Here is a 20499-nt window from a genome sequence, read left to right on the forward strand (position 1 = left end):
GTGCTTGATCAATCCCAGCAGGCGTTGGTCTTCCTTGGCGCGCTCACTGTCAGGCGAGCGTAACCAGGCGTAATAACCCGCCCGGTTGACGCGCAATACCCGACACATCGCGCATACCCTGAATTCCCTGCGATGGTCTTGCATGAACGCGTACTTTGCCTTCACCCCTTGGCAAAGTACGCGGCGGCCTTTTTTAGGATGTCGCGCTCCTCGGTCACGCGACGCAACTCTGCCTTCAGCCGCCGAACCTCGGCGCTCTGGTCCACCTCGGCGCGATGCACCACGCCAGGCTTGCCGAACTTGCGCAGCCAGGCGTACAGGCTGTGCGTCGTGACACCCAGTCGCTCGGCGACCTCTGCCACCTTGAACCCACGATCGGTCACTTGCCGGACCGCTTCGATCTTGAACTCATCCGTATACCGCTTGCTGCTCATGGACACCTCCGAATCTGCCATTTTCCATGGCCTTGAGATGTCTAGGAAAGCCTGGGCGTATCAGGTTTTACGGAGGTGGGTACCGCTGTTCGAGGAGTTTCTACGCTCCGGAGGGAGAGTTGCTGCTGGTCGATTGGGTTGTCAACTGAAAGAGATTGCAGCTTCAGTGCGGCCTATCGGCTCTGTCTAGGCACACTGCTCGTAGTGATCCAGAAGCAGCCGAAGATCTACACCATGGATGGCCCGGACAAACTGCGCATCAAGTTGCCGATGCCCGAAGGCGCAGACCGCTTCAACGCCGCACGCGGTTTGCTGGCCGCACTGACACCGGGCTGAAGCGCAAGGCCGCGTTTGACGGCGTCGCAACAGACTCGACAGCACTACACGTCATGCACGCAGGTGACCACCATCTGTGTGCATGACGTGCGCGGGAGTCATCTCCGATATCGCGCCAATCTGCGTCACCCGCAACGGGCTCGCAGCCCTTGCCGTTGCTCGATGCGCACTGCTCCGCCGTGTTTGAAACACGCGCACGTTGTCCCGGGACTGTCCAGGACAAACGCCTTATGAGCCTGCTTGCGACAAACCTGAGCAGTTAATTTCAAAACTGCTAGAAGATTTCACATTTACGTCATTCGACTGAATTTGGCCTAAATATTCCAGCTGGGCGCCGATACCTGCATAGACCGGCATGACCCTGTGTGCAGAGCACGCCACAGGTCCATGCCACCGCGACCTTCTCCCCGCGTCATCGCACCCAACGTGCGCCATCGCTTGAGGCACCCATGAACACTCCATCTCCCGATCTGCCCGCGCCGTTGACGCTTGCCCTAAAGGGCGAGATGACCATTCGCCGCGCTGCCGAACTCAAGCCGTTGCTGCAGCCGGCACTGGCGCACCCGGGCGGGTTGCATCTGGACCTGGGCGCGGTCAGCGAGATCGACACCACCGGGCTGCAGTTGCTGCTGGCCACCAAACAGGCGATCCAGGCCGATGGCCGGCCGTTTTCGCTCACCGATTCCAGCCGCGCCGTGGTCGATGTGATCGAACTGCTTGGCCTGCTCGAAGCCTTGTATCCGCATGCGGTTACAAGCCTCGACGCACGAATTCACTAACGGACTGGTGACGCGCGCATGGACATGAACCAGCTGATGCAGACCTTCCTGGCCGAAAGCCGGGATCTGCTCGAAGACATGGAACGCCACCTGCTCCAAGCCGAGCGTGGCGAGTCTTCGCCGGATGCGGTCAACGCGATCTTTCGCGCCGCGCATACCATCAAGGGCTCGGGCGGCCTGTTCGATCTGCCGCAGCTGGTGGGCTTCACCCATGTGGTGGAAAGCGTGCTGGATCTGGTGCGCGATGAAGCGCTGACGCTGAGCTCGGAACTGATCGCGCTGTTGCTGGTGTGCTGCGACCACATCCACGCCCTGGTGGAAACCGCCGCCGACCCCAGCCACGCCGATGCGGCGGCGTTGGCCGCCGAAGCCGAGCCACTGCTGGCGCAGTTGCAGACCTATCTGCAAGGCAGCGCCTGCGGCGTCACTGCCACCACCGTGCAGCACAGCACGCCGGAAAAACAGAGCGGTTACTGGCGCATCGGCCTGACGCTGTTCGCCGACGCGCTGCGCTTTGGCAACTCGCCGCTCAAGCTGATCCGCAATCTGCGCAGCCTCGGCTCGGTGGAATCGATCAGCACCGACTACAGCCAGCTGCCCACCTTCGAAGAGCTCGATCCGGAGGCCAACTATCTCGGCTTCCAGATCCTGCTGCGCAGCGATGCCGATCGCGCCGCCATCGACGACGTGTTCGAGTTCGTGCGCGACGATTGCGCGCTGGAGATCACCGCCGTCCCGGCCCCGACTGATGCGGCAGCCGTATTGGCCAGCGCGCCGGTGGCCGCTGCACCGGCCAGCGCACCCACCGCGGTACCGGCCGCTACGCCACCGCGCGCAGCAGCCGACGGCGGCGCACGCGGCGGCGCCGACGCGCGCTCGATCCGCGTGGATGCCGACAAGCTCGATCGCATGATCGACCTGGTGGGCGAACTCATCATTGCCGTGGCCAGCACCAATGCCAACGCGCAGCGCAGCGGCGATGCGCAGTTGCTGGAATCGGCCTCGATCCTTGCGGGGCTGGTGGAAGAGGTGCGCGAAAGCGCGCTGCAACTGCGCATGGTCAAGATTGGCGGCACCTTCAGCCGCTTCCAGCGCGTGGTACACGACGTGGCACGCGAGCTGGGCAAGGACATCGCCCTGGTGGTGGCCGGCGAAGACACCGAGCTGGACAAATCGGTGGTGGAAAAGATCGGCGACCCGCTCACCCATCTGGTGCGCAACGCGATGGACCACGGCATCGAACCGGTCGAGGTGCGCGTGGCGCGCGGCAAACCGGCGCGCGGCACGGTGGGCCTGAACGCGTATCACGACTCCGGCAGCATCGTCATCCAGATCACCGACGACGGTGGCGGCCTGAATCGCGACAAGATCCTGGCCAAGGCGCTGGAACGCGGCCTGGTCGAACCCGGCCGCCAACTCAGCGACCGCGAGGTGTTCGCGATGATCTTCGAGCCGGGGTTTTCCACCGCCGAAAAGGTCACCAACCTGTCCGGCCGCGGCGTGGGCATGGATGTGGTCAAGCGCAACATCACCGCGCTGCGCGGCACGGTCGAGATCGACAGTGCCGCCGGGCTGGGCACCACCATCTCGGTGCGCCTGCCGCTGACCCTGGCCATCATCAATGGCTTCCAGGTCGGCGTGGGCAAGTCGGTGTTCGTGGTGCCGCTGGATGTGGTGGAAGAGTGCGTGGAGTTCACGCCCGACTACGCCAGCGACTACATCGACCTGCGCGGCCGGGTACTGCCGTATGTGCGCCTGCGCGAGCTATTCGCGCTTGGCGGCAAGACGCCGGCGCGCGAAAGCATCGTGGTGATCCGCCAGGGTGCGCAGCGTTTCGGCCTGGTCGTGGACACCTTGCTGGGCGAATGGCAGACGGTGATCAAGCCGCTGTCCAAGGTCTTCGCCCAGGTCAAGGGCATCAGTGGCTCGAGCATCCTGGGCAGCGGCGATGTCGCGCTGATCCTGGACGTGCCCAGCCTGGTCCAGCAATTGCATCCGCAGCAGGACGCGCTGGCCGCCTGAGCCCCGCGCCACCACTGCAAAACGCCGGCGTCATCGTTCGCCAACCGCATCGTTCGTTTCGTTGTTCCCTGACCCCAGGAAGCTACCGCCATGTCACACCGTCTTCCGATCGCTACGCAGTTGTGGTTTACCGCCGCGCTTGCCGTTGCCCTGCCCGTCCTCGTGATCGTCGCCGGCTTTGCGCTGACGCTCTCGCACGCCGCCTTGCTGGCTGCCAGCCTGGTGGCGGCAGTACTCAGCGGCGTGCTGCTGGCCTGGGCCATCCGGCTCGCCAACGGCTCGCTGGAACTGGCCACCAGCACGCTGGATGCGTTCTCGCGCGGCAACTTCGATGTGGCCCTGCCGCAGCTGCGCGACGAGCAGGCTGGCGACGTGCTGCGCGGCCTGCGCAAGGTGCAGAGCGGCATCCGCCACGTCAACGAAGAGATCAACCGCGTCTCGCGTGAACACGATGCCGGGCAGATCGATGCGCGCATCGACGTGGCGCGTTTCGATGGCGACTTCCGCACCCTGGGCGATGGCATCAACCGCATGGTGGCCAGCCATATCGCAGTGAACAAGCAGGCCATGGCCTGCGTGGCCGAGTTCGGCCGCGGCAACTTCGGCGCCGAGCTGGAACGTCTGCCCGGCCAGAAGGCCTTCATCAACGAGGTGGTGGACCAGATCCGCGGCAACCTCACCGGCATGGTCGCCGAGGTCAACCGCATGTCGGCCGAGCACGATGCCGGCGATATCGACGTGGTCATCGACACGCAGCGCTTCACCGGCGATTTCCGCCGCATGGCCGAAGGCATCAATGCGATGGTGGCCGGCCACATCGCGGTCAAGAAGCAGGCCATCGCCTGCGTGGGCGAGTTCGGCCGCGGCAACTTCACCGCGCAACTGCCGCTGCTGCCGGGCAAGAAGCGCTTCATCAACGAGATCATCGACCAGGTGCGCGGCAACCTCACCGGGTTGATTGGCGAGATCAACCACATGTCGGCCGAGCACGAAGCCGGCGACATCGACGTGATCATCGACAGCAGCCGCTTCGATGGCGACTTCCGCAGCATGGCGCTGGGCATCAACCAGATGGTGGGCGCGCACATCGCGGTGAAGAAGCTGGCGATGGGCGTGATGGCCGAATTCGGCCGCGGCAACTTCGATGCACCGCTGGCGCAGCTGCCGGGCAAGAAGGCCTTCATCAACGAGACCGTGGAGCGCGCACGCGGCAACCTGCGCAGCATCTCCGAAGTGATCCAGGTGATGGGCGCGATGGCCGAAGGCGACCTCACCCACACCGTGGAAGGTCGTTACGAAGGCGCGTTTGCCGACATGCAGCGTTACGTCAACACCACCATGAGCCGCCTCACCGAGATCGTCGACGAGGTCAACCGTAACGCCGAGAACCTGGCCAGCGCCTCCGAGGAAGTCAGCGCCACCGCACAGGCGCTGGCCCAGGCGGCCAGCGAGCAGGCCGCCGGTGTGGAAGAAACCAGCGCCTCGCTGGAGCAGATGACCGCCTCCATCGCACAGAACACCGAAAACGCGCGCGTCACCGATAGCATGGCCGCCAAGGCCGCCAGCGAAGCGGCCGACGGCGGCGACACCGTGCGCGCCACGGTGGTGGCGATGAAGGACATCGCCAAGAAGATCGGCATCATCGACGACATCGCCTACCAGACCAACCTGCTCGCGCTCAACGCCGCCATCGAGGCCGCGCGCGCTGGCGAACACGGCAAGGGCTTTGCAGTAGTGGCTGCCGAAGTGCGCAAGCTGGCCGAACGTAGCCAGATCGCCGCGCAGGAGATCGGCGAGGTGGCCGGTTCCAGCGTGGAGCTGGCCGAAAGCGCCGGCCGCGTGCTCGGCGAGATGGTGCCATCGATCCGCCGCACCTCCGACCTGGTGCAGGAAATCGCCGCCGCCTCCGAAGAACAGACCGCCGGCGTCAGCCAGATCAACACCGCCGTGGGCCAGTTGAACCAGACCACGCAGTCGGCCGCGGCCAATGCCGAAGAACTGGCCGCCACCTCGGAAGAGATGAGCGCGCAGGCCGAACAGCTCCAGCAGTTGATGGGCTTCTTTCGGCTGGGCAATGGCGGGCGCGGCGCAAGCCAGACCAGCCGGCCGGGCCCGCGTCGGGTAGTGCAGCCCAGCCAGGCCACGGCCATCCATGCACCGGCGCGGCGCACCAACGTGCGCCAGATCGGCGCGGTGGCCGCGACCGCCGATGCCATCGACGAATCGCAGTTCGCCAGCTTCTGAAGGAGCCGATGATGCAACCGCACAGCAGCGCAGTCACCGGCACGCCATCGTCCACGGCGCCGCAGCAATACCTGACCTTTTCGTTGGGCAAGGAAATGTTCGGCCTGGGCATTCTCGGTATCAAGGAAATCATCGAATACCGGGTACCTACCGATGTGCCGATGATGCCGCCGGCCCTGCGCGGCGTCATCAACCTGCGCGGTGCGGTGGTGCCGGTGGTGGACCTGCAGCAGCGCGTGGGCCGCACCACCAGCCCGATCACCAAGCGCAGCTGCATCGTGATTGTGGAGATCGCCCATGGCGACGGGCATCAGGTGCTCGGCCTGCTGGTGGATGCGGTGAGCGAAGTGCTGGACATCGCAGCCGAGGACATCGTGGAAACGCCCAGCTTCGGCGCCGGCATCCCGCGCGACTTCATCCACGCCATGGGCAAGATCGGCGAGCGTTTCGTGATCCTGCTCGATGCCGATGCCGTGCTGGGCCACGATGCCCTGGCCCAGCTCCCCACCGCCGCACTGGCGGCCTGACAGCCGCATGTACGCAAGGACTCCCATGCGCCCCGCCCTTCTTTCCTGCAACTGCACGCTGGCCGGCCCGGTGCTGGTCGTCGATGACAGCGTGGTCCAGCGCGAACACGCCATGGCGCTGTGCCGCCAGCTGGGTGCCAACGTGGTCGATGGCGCCGCCGATGGCCACGCCGCACTGGAGTGGCTGGGCCGCACCAGCGCGCCGTCGCTGCTGTTGATCGACCTGGAAATGCCGGGCATGGACGGCGTACAGCTGCTCGATGCGCTGGCACGCGGCCAGTACGGCGTGCCGGTGGTGGTGGTGTCGCAACGCGGCGGCGCATTGATCGATGCGGTGATGCAGTTGAGCCGCAGCGCCGGCGTGCGCATGCTGGGCGGCATCGAAAAACCGATGAACCTGCAGGATCTGGCCACCGTGCTGGAGTGCGAACCCAACACCAGCGCCATCGTGCCGGCTGCGTTGCCGGCGGCGATCTCGCCGCTGATGTCCAGTGGCGGCGCAGCCGCCTCGCGGCTGGACCGTGCCATGCGTCGCGGCGAAATCCGCGTGGCCTATCAACCCAAGCTGGATCTGAAGGACGGCCGGCTGCGCGGCGTGGAAGCGCTGGCACGCTGGCGTCGCCCGCAGGGCGACATGATCGGGCCGGACCGCTTCATCCCGCTGGCCGAACGCGAAGGGCTGATCCACGCGCTGACCCAGCAGGTGATCGACAAGGCCATCGCGCAATTGGTCGACTGGCGCGCCGAAGGCTTCGAGCTGAGCCTGGCATTGAACCTGTCGCCCCGCTTGCTGGGCGAAGAGGATTTTCTCGAGCAACTGTGCGCCAAGTTGAGCGACAACGGCCTGAGCCCGGCCGACCTGGTGCTGGAACTCACCGAGAGCGCCATCGTGGAGCCGGCCAATGCGCTGAGCATGCTGGCGCGCCTGCGCCTGCATGGGTTTGGGCTGTCCATCGACGACTACGGCACCGGTTTCTCATCGCTGCAGCGCCTGGCCAGCATCCCGTTCACCGAACTCAAGCTGGACCGCAGCTTCGTGCAGGCCGCCCATCGCAGCCGCAGCCAGCGCACCGTGCTCGAATCCACGCTGGAGCTGGCGCATCGGCTGGAGCTGACCGCGGTAGCCGAAGGCGTGGAAACCCCGGACGACTGGCGCCTGCTGCGCGAGCTGGGCTGCGATCTGGCGCAAGGCTATCTGATGGGTTCGCCGATGCCCGGGCCGATGCTGTCGGACTGGTGGCGCGAACATGCCGTGCGCATCGCGCGCCTGAGCGAAGGCTCCTTCTCCACCGATGCGGATGTGGCCTGACCCATGAGTACCGCCACTGCCATCACCGAACAGGAGTTCGGCCGCTTCCAGCGCTTCATCTTCGAAGCGGCCGGCATCAGCATTTCCTCCGGCAAGAAAGCCATGTTGTGCGGCCGCCTGGGCAAGCGTCTGCGCGAGCACCAGTTCGACAGCTACACGCAGTACCTGCAGCTGCTGGAAAGCCGCCAGGACCGCGCCGAGATCCAGACCGCCATCGATCTGTTGACCACCAACGAAACCTATTTCTTCCGCGAGCCCAAGCATTTCGACCTGCTGCGCAAGCTGGCCGGCGAGCACCGCGGCGGGTTGCCGTTCCGGTGCTGGAGCGCTGCAAGCTCCAGCGGCGAAGAGGCCTACAGCATGGCGATGGTGCTGGACGACACCTTGCAGGGGCGCCCGTTCGACGTGGTGGGTACCGACATCAGCACCCGCGTGCTGGCCAAGGCGCGTACCGGGCACTACGCACTGCAGCGCATCGACGGCATTCCGCAGCCGTATCTCAAGCGCTACTGCCTGCGTGGCCAGGGCGAGTACGCCGGCACCTTGCTGGTGGAGCGGCGCCTGCGCGAGCGCGTGCAGTTCGTGCATGCCAACCTCAACACCGCGCTGCCGTCACTGGGCAGCTTCGATGCGATCTTCCTGCGCAATGTCATGATCTATTTCAACGGCCAGACCAAGCGCGAAGTGATCCTGCGCGTGCTTGCCAACCTGAAATCGGGCGGATATTTCTGCATTGGCCATTCGGAGAGCCTGAGCGAACTCGACATCGATCTGGTCCAGGTGGCACCCTCGATCTTCCGCAAAGCGTGAGCCAAGGATCCGCCGTGCCGACTGCGTTCAACCGCCCCGCCGCCAACCCTGCCACCAACACCATCAAGGCGATGGTGGTCGACGATTCGGCGGTGGTGCGCCAGGTGCTGGTGGGCGTGCTCAACGATGCGCAGGGCATCGAGGTGATTGCCACCGCCGCCGACCCGTTGCTGGCGATCGAGAAGATGCGCCAGCAGTGGCCCGACGTGATCGTGCTGGATGTGGAAATGCCGCGCATGGATGGCATTACGTTCCTGCGCAAGATCATGAGCGAGCGCCCCACCCCGGTGGTGATCTGCTCCACGCTCACCGAGAAAGGCGCGCGCGTGACCATGGATGCGCTGGCTGCCGGCGCAGTGGCGGTGGTGACCAAGCCACGGCTGGGGCTCAAGCAATTCCTCACCGATTCGGCCGATGAGCTGGTGGCCACGGTGCGCAGCGCCGCACGCGCCAACGTCAAGCGGCTGGCCGCGCGCGTCACCGCCGCGCCGCTGGAAGCGGAGGTCAAACACACCGCCGATGTCATCCTCCCCGCGCAAAGCGGCCGTGCACTGGCGCAGACCACCGAGCGTATCGTGGCCATCGGCACCTCCACCGGTGGCACCCAGGCGCTGGAAGAGGTGCTCACCGCCTTGCCGCGCGTGTGCCCGGGCATCGTCATCGTCCAGCACATGCCGGAAAAGTTCACCGCCGCCTTCGCCGCGCGCCTCAACGGCCTGTGCCAGATCGCAGTGAAGGAAGCGGCCAACAACGACCGGGTGATGCCGGGCCGCGCACTGATCGCGCCCGGCGGCAAGCACTTGCTGCTGCGCCGCAGTGGCGCGCAGTACTTCGTGGAAGTGATGGAAGGCCCGCCGGTCAACCGGCACCGTCCGTCGGTGGACGTGCTGTTCCGCTCGGCCGCACGCGCGGCCGGCAGCAATGCGCTGGGCATCATCATGACCGGCATGGGCGACGATGGTGCCGCCGGCCTGCTGGAGATGCGCCAGGCCGGCGCACGCACGGTGGCGCAGGACGAACACACCAGCATCGTGTTCGGCATGCCCAAGGAAGCGATCAAGCGCGGCGGCGCCGACCGTATCCTTCCGCTGGGCGCGATGGCACGCGAGATCGTCACGCAGTTGCAGTAGGCACCGCGTGTGATCCTCATGGCCCGGCCTGCCGGCGTTGCGGGCAGCCCCGTATCGGTCGCCAAGCACGATGGCCGACTGCAGACAACCTGCGCTGCAGTCGGTTCGGGTTTCCGCGGCTCCAGGCGGGCGTTGCGTATCGCGATAGCCTGATGGATGCGATTGCATTGGCAGCACGCTACGGCGCCGTTTCAGACATCATCGCCAGTACCGCTGGCGTGACGCCATCCGCCGAGACGCCCCCCCCTCTGCAGGCATCCGCTGCACGGCGATCTCCCCCAATGCATGACCCTGAGCCACCCACACCCTTGGTCGCCTGGCCCTAAAGATCCATCGCCGCTGCCGCTATCATTCTTGAAGACCCAGCATTGCGCGGGTCACCCGATGCGGCGCTGAGCGTCGTGCCGGGACAGGAGGTGCAGCATGGCAATACGCGCTCTCACCGACAGCCTGTGCATCGATCCGGTCAGCGTCGACTCGCTGTTCGTCGACCCCGTCATCGACGCAGGCGCCCCTCTCCACTGCGCCGCCGCGACAGTGGCGCCAGCCTGCACCTTCGAAGAACAACGTTTCCGGCCGCAGCATTTGCACCTGCAGCAGGCAATGGCCGTGCAGGATCCGCAATCACAGCCAGGCCTTCGCCCCGAGTGGGTGCAGGCACGCGCTGCCTTGCTCGCGATGAGCCATCAGCAATGCGATGAAACCACCGCGCCGGAATTACTCGACAGCTCACCGCGCGCCCGCCTGCACTGACAGTGGCCGGCGCCGCCGACGCACACCGCTTGCGTGCCGGCAGGTCTCATAGCTGCGAATCCAGCGGCAGCCATTCCAGTACCGTCGCTGCGCCGCGGCGCCACAGGCTGGCCGCTGGCTCGCGTGCCCACACCTGCGGCGGTTGTACCGCATCGTCGTGCCAACGCAGCGCGCCCTGTTCCAGCGTCACCCGATAACTGACCGGCGCGCTTATCTTGTGGTTGTACAGGCGCTCCAGCTCCGCAGTCACGGTGCGGTCCTCGAACAGCAAGCCCATCTCGGTATTGAGGTTCATCGAGCGCGGGTCCAGGTTGAACGAGCCGATGAAGCCACGCGCATCGTCCACCACGAACGCCTTGGTATGCAGGCTGGCGCCGCTGGAACCGAACAGGCTGCCATCGGGCTTGCCCATCGGCTTGAGCTCATGCAGGCGCACACCCTGCTGCAGCAACGGCACGCGGTAGTCGGCATAGCCGCTGTGCACGGCTACCACGTCGTTGGCGGCCAGCGAATTGGTCAGGATGTTGACGCGCACATTGCGCTGGCGCAGGTTTACGATCCAGCGCATGCCCTCGTCGCCCGGTACGAAATACGGCGAGATCACCTTCAACTCGCGTTGCGCGTGGGCCATCTCGCCGATCAGTATCGGTGTCATCCAGTCCGCCTGCGGCGGCGCGCCGTCGGCCTTTTCCGGCGGGTCGGAGACGATGCGTGCGTGGTCCAGCCAATGCACCGGGCGGTCGCCCTGCATCAAGGCCTGCACGCTGGGCGCATGCTGTAGCCGCTGCACATAGGGCTGTGCCCGCGCGGAGTCCAGTCCGGCATCCAGGCTGCCGCGCAACGCGTCCAGCGCCTGCGGCTTGGCGGTGACCAACGCAGCCAGCGGCAGCGCATTGGGGCTGTTCCAGTAGGCGTCGAACACCTGCTCGGCTTGGCCTACTGCCGGCCCCACCACCGCTGCATCCATGTCCATGAAATTGGTATCGCGCGCGGCATCGAAATACTCATCGCCCACGTTGCGTCCACCCACCACCGCCATGCGTCCATCGGCAATCCAGGCCTTGTTGTGCATGCGCCGATTGATGCTGACCATGCGCAGCACCATTTCCACCCCGCGCATCAGCGTGCCTTCGCGCGCACGGGTGGGATTGAATAGGCGGATCTCGATCAACGGGTGGCTGTCGAGCGCGGCCAGCACCGAATCGCTGCCGTGGATATTCATGTCGTCCAGCAGCAACCGCACGCGCACGCCGCGGTCGGCGGCACGCAGCAGTTCGTTGTGCAGCAGGTTGCCGGTGAAATCGGCATGCCAGATGTAGTACTGCAGATCCAGGCTACGCCCGGCCGCACGCGCGGTGAGCGCGCGTACCGCGAAGGCATCGGTGTTGTCCGGAATGATCACCACCCCGGTCTGTGCGGCATGCGTCTGCTGCAGCGGCGCCACCACCTTGTCGATGGCGGTGACCACTGCCGTGGCGGGCAACGCGTGGCTGACCGGCCCGCGCTGACGATCGGCAAAACGGCCATAGCCATAGAGCGACACCACGCTGCCCAGCACGAACACCAGCATGCCGATGCCGATCCATTTAAAGACGTTCCGCTTGGTCACTGCCGCCCCCAGGGCTTGCCAGCGCAGCAGTGTAGAGGTTGACCACGCAACTCCATGTGCACGCGCAGCTGCCCGCGCCGGGGCGGCGTCCGGGCACATCTGGCATTGGATGGTGTAGCAATGCTTTCGGGGGGGAGGCTTGCGGTCTGCAATTGCTTACTACAAACACAGCGCTCTGCCGCAGTCGAGCGGCCTCGCATGCGGCACCGGTAACGACTGACGGTATGGACGCAAGGCAGCACCCGCGCGACAGTTGCTCCACCGCCGTCCCTGGCCAGTGCTCACGCAGCAGTGCGTCGCCCATGGCCCAAGCGGTCGCGACAGGTCAGCTGCTGCGGCGTGCAGGCCAGCACGCCTGCAACGCATGCGCTGCATACCGCAGCCGCCAACCACCGCGCCCGCCGGAAGCGCGCGCGGTGGTTCAACCCACAGCGCTTACCAGATCGCGACGCGGTCCTTGTCACCGCGCACCATCGCATCGCCCGGCTTGCACTGGAACGCCTGCGCGAAGACCGGCATGTTCGATGGCGCACCGTTGGCGCGGAAATTGGCCGGTGCATGCGGGTCGGTATTCAGGCGCACGCGCAATTCGCCGTCGGTGAAGTTGCGGCGCCACACCGTGGCCCAGTTCATGAAGAAGCGCTGGTCCTGCGAATAGCCGTCGATCTGCTTGTTGGCATCGGGCTGTTTCTTCAGCGCCATCTGCAAGGCGTCGTAGGCCACGGTCAAGCCACCTAAATCGCCGATGTTTTCGCCAAGAGTCAGCTTGCCCTTGACGTGCACGCCAGGGATTGCCTCGTAGCCGTCGAACTGCGCCACCAGCTGATCGGTGCGCTGGGTAAACAGCTTGCGGTCTGCATCGGTCCACCAGGTGTCGAAATTGCCCTTGGCATCGAACTGGCTGCCGGAGTCGTCGTAGCCATGCATCATCTCGTGCCCGATCACCGCACCGATGCCGCCGTAGTTCAGCGCCGGATCGGCCTTGGGATTGAAGAACGGCGGTTGCAGGATCGCCGCCGGGAACACGATCTCGTTGCGGGTGGCGTTGTAGTACGCATTGACCGTCTGCGGGGTCATATGCCACTCGCGCTTGTCGACCGGCTTGCCGATCTTGTCCAGCATGTAGCGGTAGTTGAATGCCTGCGCGGCCTGCATATTGGCCAGGAATCCGTCGCCACGCGTCTGAAGGCCCGACCAGTCGCGCCACTGATCCGGGTAACCGATCTTGGGGGTGAAGCTGGCCCACTTTTCCAGCGCGCGCTGCTTGGTCTCGGCGCTCATCCAGTCCAGTTGTTCCAGCCGCGCCTTCAACGCGACCGACAAGTTCTGTACCAGCTGCTGCATCTGCGCTTTCGATTCGGCGGGAAATGCGGACTGCACGTAGAGCTGGCCCAGCGCCTCGCCCATCGCCTCGTTGACTGCGTTCAAGGTGCGCTTCCAGCGCGGCAGCATGTCCTGCTGGCCACGCAACGTCTTCGCATAGAAATCGAAGTTGGCCTGCTCGAACGGCTTGGCCAGGTAAGGCGCCGCTTCATCGATGCTGTGGAAACGCAGATACGCCTTCCAGGTCTCCACCGGCGTGTCGGCAAGCATCGCATCGAACTCGGCGAAGTAGCCCGGCTGGCTCAGCGAAAACGTCCCGGCCGGCACCTTGAGCGCCTTGAAGAACGCCTGCCAGTCGAAATGCGGCGTCACCGCGTTGGCGCCGGCCACATCGACCGGGTTGTAGCGCCTGGCCGGGTCGCGCAACTCGATCCGCGACAGCGATGCAGCGGCCAGCCGCGTCTCGAATGCCATGACCGCCTTGGCTTGCGTGGCCGCCTGCGCGGCGGGAATGCCGGACAACTCCAGCACGCGCGCGATGTAGGCCACATATTGCTCGCGGATCTTGGCCTGCGCCGGATCGGTGTAATAGCCCTTCTCGGGCAGGCCCAGACCGCCCTGCCCTGCGTAGGCGATCATCTGTTCGGAATTCTTGTAGTCGGCATTGGCACCGAACGAGAACACGAAGCCCTGGCCCTTGGCATAGCTGTCGCGCAACCACGCGGCGATGGACGGCGCATCGGCCAGCGCATCGATGGCCTGCAACTGCGGCTGCAACGGGGTGATGCCGGCCTTGTCGATGGCCGTCTCGTCCGAGCCGGTGCGCCACAGGTCGGCGATCTTGGCATCCACCGACCCGGCCGACAGATTACCGCGTGCCAGCTGCTCCACCAGCGCATGCTGGATGGTCAACGAGCGCTCGGCCAGCACTTCGAAGCTGCCCCAGCTGCTGCGATCGGACGGCACCGGGTTGGCCTTGAGCCACTTGGCGTTGACGAAGCCGTTGAGGTCCTGGCACGCGTTGATGCCCGGATCCAGGTCGCCGCTGCCGAACGCCACGATCGGCGCATCCAGCTTGGACACATCCACCCTGGCCGGTGCGGCCTGCGGCGCGACGGGCGTGGCCTTGGCAGTGTCGTCGGAGGCGCCGCACGCAGACAGCGCGACCGCGATGGCCAGCGCAAGCGACAGCGGCGCGAACGTGTTCAACCTCATTGAATTCTCCAAACCATGACCACGCCTGCGCGGTCGAAAAAAATCGGCAGCCGGTCGGGAGCCGCCAGCGAAGATCAGCGCATCAGACAGCGCTCGCTTCTTCGTCAGCTACTCTGCAACCGGCCACACCCAGATCACTGCAGCGACACCGCAACGCCATGACGTCCACTGCCGTGCCTCCGCCAACATCAGTGCAACGACAGGCTGCTGGCACGTCTACCACTGACGCCGCGACCGTCTGTTTCACCTAATACTTGCACCCCGGCGCAACGCGCGCCATCGCCTGCAGTCAACGCGGCGCGTAGAACGGCGCCATCAACAGGTACACCGGGTAAGCCAACACCATCAGCACCAGGGCTGCCTCATGCCCGGATGTCGCATCGGCCAACGCCTCCATCTGTCGCGTCGGCCCGACGATGCCAAACCCCAGCAGCAGCGCGCCCACCGCGCAGATCAGCAGCGCCAGCACCAGCCCGGTGTCGGAGATGTCGCCAGCGGCCAACGCGACGAAGGCAGCGCCGCCTGCCACCAGCATGCCCAGCGTCACCAGGTACGCGCGACAGTAAACAGCGGTCATCTGCTGGGTTTTACGCTTGCCGGACATCGTGTCTCGCCCTACCTGGCAGCACGGAGCATGCATCACGCCCACGCACCACTTCCATTCACCACAGCACGCAGCGCTTTGCAGCGTGCAAAAGACAGGCGCTGCGCACAACGCACGCAGCGCTTGAACCACGCAGCGTCGCTTACTTGGCCTTACCCTGGTTGGCCACTGCCTCGGCCGCACGCTTGGCCGCTTCCGGGTCGCCCAGATAGCGGTAGCTGCGCACCTGCAGGTTGTCGTCCAGCTCGAACAACAACGGAATGCCGGTGGGGATATTGAGCTCCAGGATCTGCTCGTTGGAAACGTCATTGAGGTACTTGTACAGCGCGCGCAACGAATTGCCGTGCGCGGTCACCAGCACGGTCTGGCCGGCCTTCAACTGCGGCGCGATGGCGTCGTGCCAGTACGGCAGCACGCGCACCAGCGTGGTGGCCAGCGACTCGGTGCCCGGTAACGCATTACGGTCCAGGGTGGCGTAGCGGCGATCGTGACACGGGTGACCCGGGTCGTTGACGTCCATCGCCGGCGGCGGAATGTCGTAGGAGCGGCGCCAGATCTTGACCTGCTCCTCGCCGTGCTTGGCCGCGGTCTCGGCCTTGTCCAGGCCCTGCAGCCCGCCGTAATGGCGCTCGTTGAGACGCCAGCTCTTGGACACCGGCAGCCAGTCCTGGTCGAGTTCCTTCAAAGCGCCCTGCAGCGTGTGGATGGCGCGCTTGAGCACCGAGGTGTGGGCAACATCGAACTGCAGCCCTTCGTCCTTCATCAGCTTGCCGGCCGCCGCAGCTTCCTGGCGGCCCTGCTCGGTGAGGTCCACATCCACCCAGCCGGTGAAACGGTTGTCCAGATTCCATTGGCTCTGGCCATGGCGCAGCAGTACGAGTTTGCGGGTCACTACGGTTCTCCGATTGGGGGCCGATCAGCCTGCGATTGTAGCGGCAGCCAGCGCATCGCTGGCGTGCACGAGCTGCCTACGCGCTGCACGCGATGCTGCGGCCATGCCCGACATCGCTCCCGTATTCGCCGGTTGGGACGGCAGTGTCACCCAGGCGCTACAGTTGCAGCGGCAACTGGCACGGCAGGTCGTGCTGCAGGACGCAGTCGCCGCAACGCCGCAGTTGCTGGCAGGATTCGATGTCGGTTTCGAGGACGACGGCCAGACCACACGCGCGGCAGCCGTGCTGCTGGATGCGCAGACCTTGCTGCCGCTGGAAATGCAGGTGGCACGCGTGGCGACCTCGATGGCGTATGTGCCCGGGCTGCTCAGCTTTCGCGAATTGCCGGCCTTGCTGCAGGCACTGGCGCTATTGTCGCGCACGCCGGACCTGGTGTTCGTGGACGGCCAGGGCATCGCCCATCCGCGTGGGCTCGGCATCGCCGCGCACCTCGGCGTGGTGACCGGCCTGCCGAGCATCGGCGTGGCCAAGCAACGGCTGGCAGGCACCTTCGTTGAGCCGGGTGCCGACCGCGGCGACCACAGCCCGATCCTGCTGGGCGGCACACAGATCGGTTGGGCGCTGCGCAGCAAGCCGCGCTGCAATCCGTTGATCGTCTCGCCCGGTCACCGCGTCTCCATGCAAGGCGCACTCGACTGGACCTTGCGCACCCTGCGGGCGTATCGCCTGCCGGAACCGACGCGTCTTGCAGATCGCCTGGCTTCGCGCCGCGGCGAGATTGCGCTGCCTGCGCAGGCGAGCCTGCTGTAGCACGCGTCCTGCGCACCGCCGGCGTAGTGAGCAGCGCCGTACGCGACCGTGGCAGTCAGAACATTCCGTCTTGACCAACGCCGTACGCCGCGCGCAAGTCGCGTGCGAAGCTTTGGCTCACCTTCCGTCACGAGCCAGCGCCATGACCACCCTGATCGCCCCACGCGTGCACGACATCGGCGGGTTGCAAGTCCGACGCGCGGTGCCCACCCTGCAGGCGCGCAGCGTGGGCCCGTTCGTATTCGTCGACCATATGGGCCCGGCCGTGCTGGAGCCGGAGCACGGCATCGATGTGCGCCCGCATCCGCACATCGGCCTGGCCACGGTGACCTTCCTATGGGCGGGCGAGATCGGCCACCGCGATACGCTGGGCTCGGATCAGGTAATCCGCCCCGGCGACGTCAACTGGATGACCGCCGGGCGCGGCATCGCCCATTCCGAGCGCACGCCCGGCCCCGAGCGCGCGCGCGAACATGCATTGCACGGCATGCAGACCTGGATCGCGCTGCCACGCTCGGCCGAGGAAACCGCGCCGGCCTTCCACCATCACCCCGCAGCCAGCCTGCCGCAGCAGCACCGCGATGGCGTGTGGCTGCGCGTGATCGCCGGCCGCGCCTATGGCGAAGAATCCCCGGTGCAGGTGTTCAGCGGCACCCTCAATGTTGCGCTGGACCTGGCGCCGGAGGCGGAGGTCGACCTGGACACCGGGCATGCCGAGCGCGCCCTGTACATCCTCGAAGGCGAGGCACAGCTGGACGGCGCCGACGTGCCCGCCCGCCACCTGATCGTGCCGGCCGCCGGTGCCCGCGGCCGGCTGCGTGCCAAGACCCCGCTGAAGGCACTGCTGCTCGGCGGCGAGCCGCTCGATGGCCCGCGTCACCTGTGGTGGAACTTCGTGTCCAGCTCCAAGGAGCGCATCGAACAGGCCAAGGAGGATTGGCAGGCCGGGCGCTTCGGCAGCATTCCCGGCGACCACCAGGAATTCATCCCACTGCCGGAAACGCCGGCCCCCAGGCCGGTTAATTACCCCTGAAACCATGCGCGAAATGTGCAGGCCTGCGGGATCGGTGACCAGGTCTCGCTACGCGGGTGCCGCACTGCACAAGGCGTGCCGCGCCCAGTTGCGACAGGGCTTGAGCTTGCTCGCACAGCTGTGGTAGTGATGCAGGTGTGAGCGGAGCGCGCGCCATGTGGGCGGCAGCCTTGAAGCGGGGAGCTTGAGGCGCTGCAGCGGCACGGAGTTGGCGTCGTCCCGCATCGTCATCCAATGCCGGGGAACCTTCGATGAAGTCTGCATTCTGCCTTGTCGGCCTGAGTCTGCTGCTGGCCGCCACCACCACCACCCACGCCCAAACCGCGCCGGTCTGCCCGCCGCTGCCACCCGCCTCGGGACTGCAGTGGAACGAACTGGCCGGTGCCGATTATCTGGTCTGCAAGGCGGTCAACGCCGAGGGCCGCCAGGTGGTCGGGGTGATGCTGACCACCCGCGACCCCGCCATGGTGCTGGCACGCGATCGCCGCGCCGAAAAGGGCCAGATCCAGCAGGAAGATTTCTACTGGTACAAGCTCGACCTGGGTGGCCGCGAAATACCGGGCATGGAATCGCGCCGCGTCACCGTGGTCGAACTGGGCAAGAAGCGCTACGCACAGCTGTGGATCGATGGCGCCAGCAGCGAGGAACTCACCTCGATGCAATCGCTGGTGCAGGCGATGGACCTGCAACCGGCCAGCCTGGCGTTGCAGCGCTGATGCCTTGAAGGCACGGCGCTGCCCTGGCCTGTAGGCAGCGCCGCGCTAGTGCAGCTGCGTGGCCCGGCGCGGTTGCACCCGCGGAGGGGCTCTGTGCGCGGGCTGGGCGCCGGGGGTCGCAACTACGGCGGTGTCGTTCCCGATCTCCAATGGCGTGTTGGGCTGCATCTCCAATGGCGCGTTCGGCCGCGCCTTCGCTGGACGCAAGACGCAAGACGCAAGACGCAAGACCAGGCTGCTTCGCAGCTGCATGCGCACGCGAGGCCGCGCCTCAACGCCTACGGCGCGACAGCACCGGGGGTGGCAGCAACCTCGATCTGTGGGCAGGTCGCAATGCGCACCTCGCCGGTCAACAGCCGATGGATCGGACACTTGTCGGCCACTTCCATCAGGCGTGCGCGCTGACCGTCATCCAGCGCGCCGTCCAGCACGATCTCGCGGCTGATCTCCGTCCCGCCTGCACCGCGCTGGGTGTAGTGCAGATGCACGTGCACGCCTGTCAGTGGCCATTGCTTGCGCGCCGCCACCATCGACACCGTGATCGCCGTACAGGCGCCCAGGGCACCCAACACCTGCGATTCCGGATCCGGCCCGGCATCGGCGCCGCCATTGGCAGGCTGTGCATCGCCAAGCCAGCGGTGCTGCCCATCGTGGATGGTGACGGTATATGGCACGCTGCCGGTGCTGACACTGACGGGACGGTCACTCATGACGCTCTCCTGTTGCAAGGGTGGATGACGACAGCTGCCGCTGCGGGTGGCCGTCGAACTGCCCCCCCGCAGCGGCTGTGCGCGATCTGCATTGCGCGTGCTGCTGATCGCGCCTGCCGATGCACGCACGACGGTGCAGCTTCACAAATCCGATGCTTCAGAAGCGCCCTTCCTGAAAATCGACGAACGCCTGCATCAATTCCTGCTTGGTGTTCATCACGAACGGGCCATGCCGCATCACCGGCTCGTTGAGCGGGCGGCCCGCCACCAGGATCAGCTGTGCTCCCTGTGTGCCTGCACGCAGCGTTAGCCGCTCGCCGCCCCCCAGCACCGCCAGTTCCTGCGCCGGCAGCGTGCGCGCAGCATCGCTTTCGCCCACTTCGACCTCGCCTTCAAACGCATACGCAAACGCGTTGTGCCCGTCGGGCAGCAGGTAAGTCCACACCGCATCCGGTGCCAGGGCGATATCCAGATACACCGGGCTGGTCGCAGGTTGCACGATCGGGCCGACCACCTCGTCCACCGTGCCGGCAATCACCTTGACCGTCACTCCGGGCGCCGGATGCGCCACCGGGATGTGGTCGGGCGCGTATTCCTGGTACTTGGGCTCGGTCATCTTGTCGCGCGCAGGAAGGTTCACCCACAGCTGAAAGCCGCGCATGCGTCCGGATTCCTGCTCGGGCATTTCCGAATGGATCAGCCCGCGCCCGGCGGTCATCCACTGCACGCTGCCCGGTGTCAGCAGGCCTTCGTTGCCGTGGTTGTCCTTGTGGCGCATGCGCCCGTCGAGCATGTAGGTCACCGTCTCGAAGCCGCGATGCGGATGGCTTGGAAAACCGCCGATGTAGTCCTCGGCCTGTTCGGTGCCGAATTCGTCGAGCATCAGAAACGGGTCCAGGTCCGGCAGCTGCTGGGTACCGATGACGCGGGTCAGCTTGACGCCGGCGCCGTCGGAGGTCGGCATGCCGCGGATGGTGCGCAGCACATGCGCCGGGGTGGTGATGGTGCTCATTGCAGTGTCCCTGTGCAGTGTATGGATGCCGACATCATGGGTGCGCGTGGCGACGCGCCCAACCGCGACGGTTGCAACCGATCGTTCCAAACGCCGGCCTGGCCTCGATGCCGCTAGCGTACCTTGCACCCAAACACCCTACGACCAAAGTTTTACCCTGCTGTCCGAGGCTGCCATTGACCGCAGGCGAGCGCGGGTGGACCCTTGGGCGAATCGTTTCCGAGGGGCAT

Annotated in this window: 18 protein-coding genes and 1 pseudogene; 12 read left to right on the forward strand and 7 right to left on the reverse strand. The window is 65.9% G+C overall.

Translation table 11 applies throughout. The annotated features are described in order from the left end of the window. A pseudogene (locus tag A7D17_RS22275) lies at positions 1–434 on the reverse strand (transposase); the annotation flags it as partial. A gap of 138 nt (positions 435–572) precedes the next feature. On the opposite strand from A7D17_RS22275, the gene A7D17_RS24375 reads away from it, so the two are divergent. The 9 genes from A7D17_RS24375 (at position 573) to A7D17_RS00050 (ending at position 10344) form a co-directional block, all read left to right on the forward strand. Beyond that, a complete protein-coding gene (locus A7D17_RS24375) occupies positions 573–770 on the forward strand; it encodes a hypothetical protein (protein ID WP_161946506.1) in 198 nt (65 codons plus the stop codon). A 449-nt stretch (positions 771–1219) separates the two neighbouring features. Further along, complete coding sequence (locus A7D17_RS00015) at positions 1220–1549, forward strand: STAS domain-containing protein (RefSeq protein ID WP_064507215.1); 330 nt, start codon at positions 1220–1222, stop codon at positions 1547–1549. An 18-nt stretch (positions 1550–1567) separates the two neighbouring features. Then, positions 1568–3571: a chemotaxis protein CheA gene (locus A7D17_RS00020; protein ID WP_064507216.1), complete on the forward strand. Its 2004-nt coding sequence runs from the start codon at positions 1568–1570 to the stop codon at positions 3569–3571. Between the two features lie 90 nt (positions 3572–3661). Beyond that, the gene (locus A7D17_RS00025; RefSeq protein WP_064507217.1) at positions 3662–5815 is read left to right on the forward strand and encodes a methyl-accepting chemotaxis protein; all 2154 of its coding nucleotides are present in this window, start codon (positions 3662–3664) and stop codon (positions 5813–5815) included. A gap of 11 nt (positions 5816–5826) precedes the next feature. Further along, positions 5827–6342 carry a chemotaxis protein CheW gene (locus tag A7D17_RS00030; protein WP_064507448.1) on the forward strand — a complete coding sequence of 172 codons (516 nt, stop codon included), beginning with the start codon at positions 5827–5829 and terminating at the stop codon, positions 6340–6342. A gap of 25 nt (positions 6343–6367) precedes the next feature. Further along, positions 6368–7651, forward strand: coding sequence for an EAL domain-containing response regulator (locus tag A7D17_RS00035; protein ID WP_064507218.1), 1284 nt, complete (start codon positions 6368–6370; stop codon positions 7649–7651). Between the two features lie 3 nt (positions 7652–7654). Beyond that, on the forward strand, positions 7655–8461 hold the full coding sequence (locus A7D17_RS00040; protein WP_064507219.1) for a CheR family methyltransferase: 807 nt from the start codon (positions 7655–7657) through the stop codon (positions 8459–8461). Then, positions 8458–9591 carry a protein-glutamate methylesterase/protein-glutamine glutaminase gene (locus A7D17_RS00045; protein WP_064507220.1) on the forward strand — a complete coding sequence of 378 codons (1134 nt, stop codon included), beginning with the start codon at positions 8458–8460 and terminating at the stop codon, positions 9589–9591. The genes A7D17_RS00040 and A7D17_RS00045 overlap by 4 nt, the downstream gene beginning before the upstream one ends. Positions 9592–10014: 423 nt before the next feature. Continuing rightward, positions 10015–10344 (forward strand): hypothetical protein, encoded by a 330-nt coding sequence (locus A7D17_RS00050; protein ID WP_064507221.1) that lies wholly within the window; start codon positions 10015–10017, stop codon positions 10342–10344. A gap of 46 nt (positions 10345–10390) precedes the next feature. Here the strand turns inward: A7D17_RS00050 and A7D17_RS00055 are convergent, their stop codons facing one another. The 4 genes from A7D17_RS00055 to gpmA all read right to left on the reverse strand — a co-directional run bounded on the left by A7D17_RS00055 (position 10391) and on the right by gpmA (position 15987). After that, complete coding sequence (locus A7D17_RS00055; RefSeq protein ID WP_064507222.1) at positions 10391–11953, reverse strand: phospholipase D family protein; 1563 nt, start codon at positions 11951–11953, stop codon at positions 10391–10393. A 435-nt stretch (positions 11954–12388) separates the two neighbouring features. Next, complete coding sequence (locus tag A7D17_RS00060) at positions 12389–14491, reverse strand: M13 family metallopeptidase (RefSeq protein WP_064507223.1); 2103 nt, start codon at positions 14489–14491, stop codon at positions 12389–12391. A gap of 289 nt (positions 14492–14780) precedes the next feature. Then, the gene (locus A7D17_RS00065; RefSeq protein WP_064507224.1) at positions 14781–15095 is read right to left on the reverse strand and encodes a hypothetical protein; all 315 of its coding nucleotides are present in this window, start codon (positions 15093–15095) and stop codon (positions 14781–14783) included. Between the two features lie 142 nt (positions 15096–15237). Continuing rightward, positions 15238–15987 carry a 2,3-diphosphoglycerate-dependent phosphoglycerate mutase gene (gene gpmA, locus A7D17_RS00070; RefSeq protein WP_064507225.1) on the reverse strand — a complete coding sequence of 250 codons (750 nt, stop codon included), beginning with the start codon at positions 15985–15987 and terminating at the stop codon, positions 15238–15240. Between the two features lie 103 nt (positions 15988–16090). Here gpmA and nfi point away from each other — a divergent pair, with 103 nt between their 5' ends. The 3 genes from nfi (at position 16091) to A7D17_RS00085 (ending at position 18547) form a co-directional block, all read left to right on the forward strand. After that, entirely contained in the window at positions 16091–16798 is a 708-nt protein-coding gene (gene nfi, locus A7D17_RS00075) for a deoxyribonuclease V (RefSeq protein ID WP_064507226.1), read from the forward strand. A gap of 142 nt (positions 16799–16940) precedes the next feature. Further along, entirely contained in the window at positions 16941–17831 is an 891-nt protein-coding gene (locus A7D17_RS00080; protein WP_064507227.1) for a pirin family protein, read from the forward strand. 251 nt (positions 17832–18082) lie between these two features. After that, complete coding sequence (locus A7D17_RS00085) at positions 18083–18547, forward strand: hypothetical protein (RefSeq protein WP_064507228.1); 465 nt, start codon at positions 18083–18085, stop codon at positions 18545–18547. Between the two features lie 278 nt (positions 18548–18825). On the opposite strand, the gene A7D17_RS00090 is transcribed toward A7D17_RS00085, so the two are convergent. Together A7D17_RS00090 and A7D17_RS00095 are read right to left on the reverse strand one after the other, a co-directional pair. Further along, positions 18826–19257, reverse strand: a complete 432-nt coding sequence (locus tag A7D17_RS00090) for an OsmC family protein (RefSeq protein WP_064507449.1) — start codon at positions 19255–19257, stop codon at positions 18826–18828. A gap of 157 nt (positions 19258–19414) precedes the next feature. Beyond that, entirely contained in the window at positions 19415–20269 is an 855-nt protein-coding gene (locus A7D17_RS00095; RefSeq protein ID WP_064507229.1) for a pirin family protein, read from the reverse strand. Positions 20270–20499: the final 230 nt, after the last annotated feature.

The organism is Xanthomonas floridensis (assembly GCF_001642575.1).
GTDB classification, from domain to species: domain Bacteria; phylum Pseudomonadota; class Gammaproteobacteria; order Xanthomonadales; family Xanthomonadaceae; genus Xanthomonas; species Xanthomonas floridensis.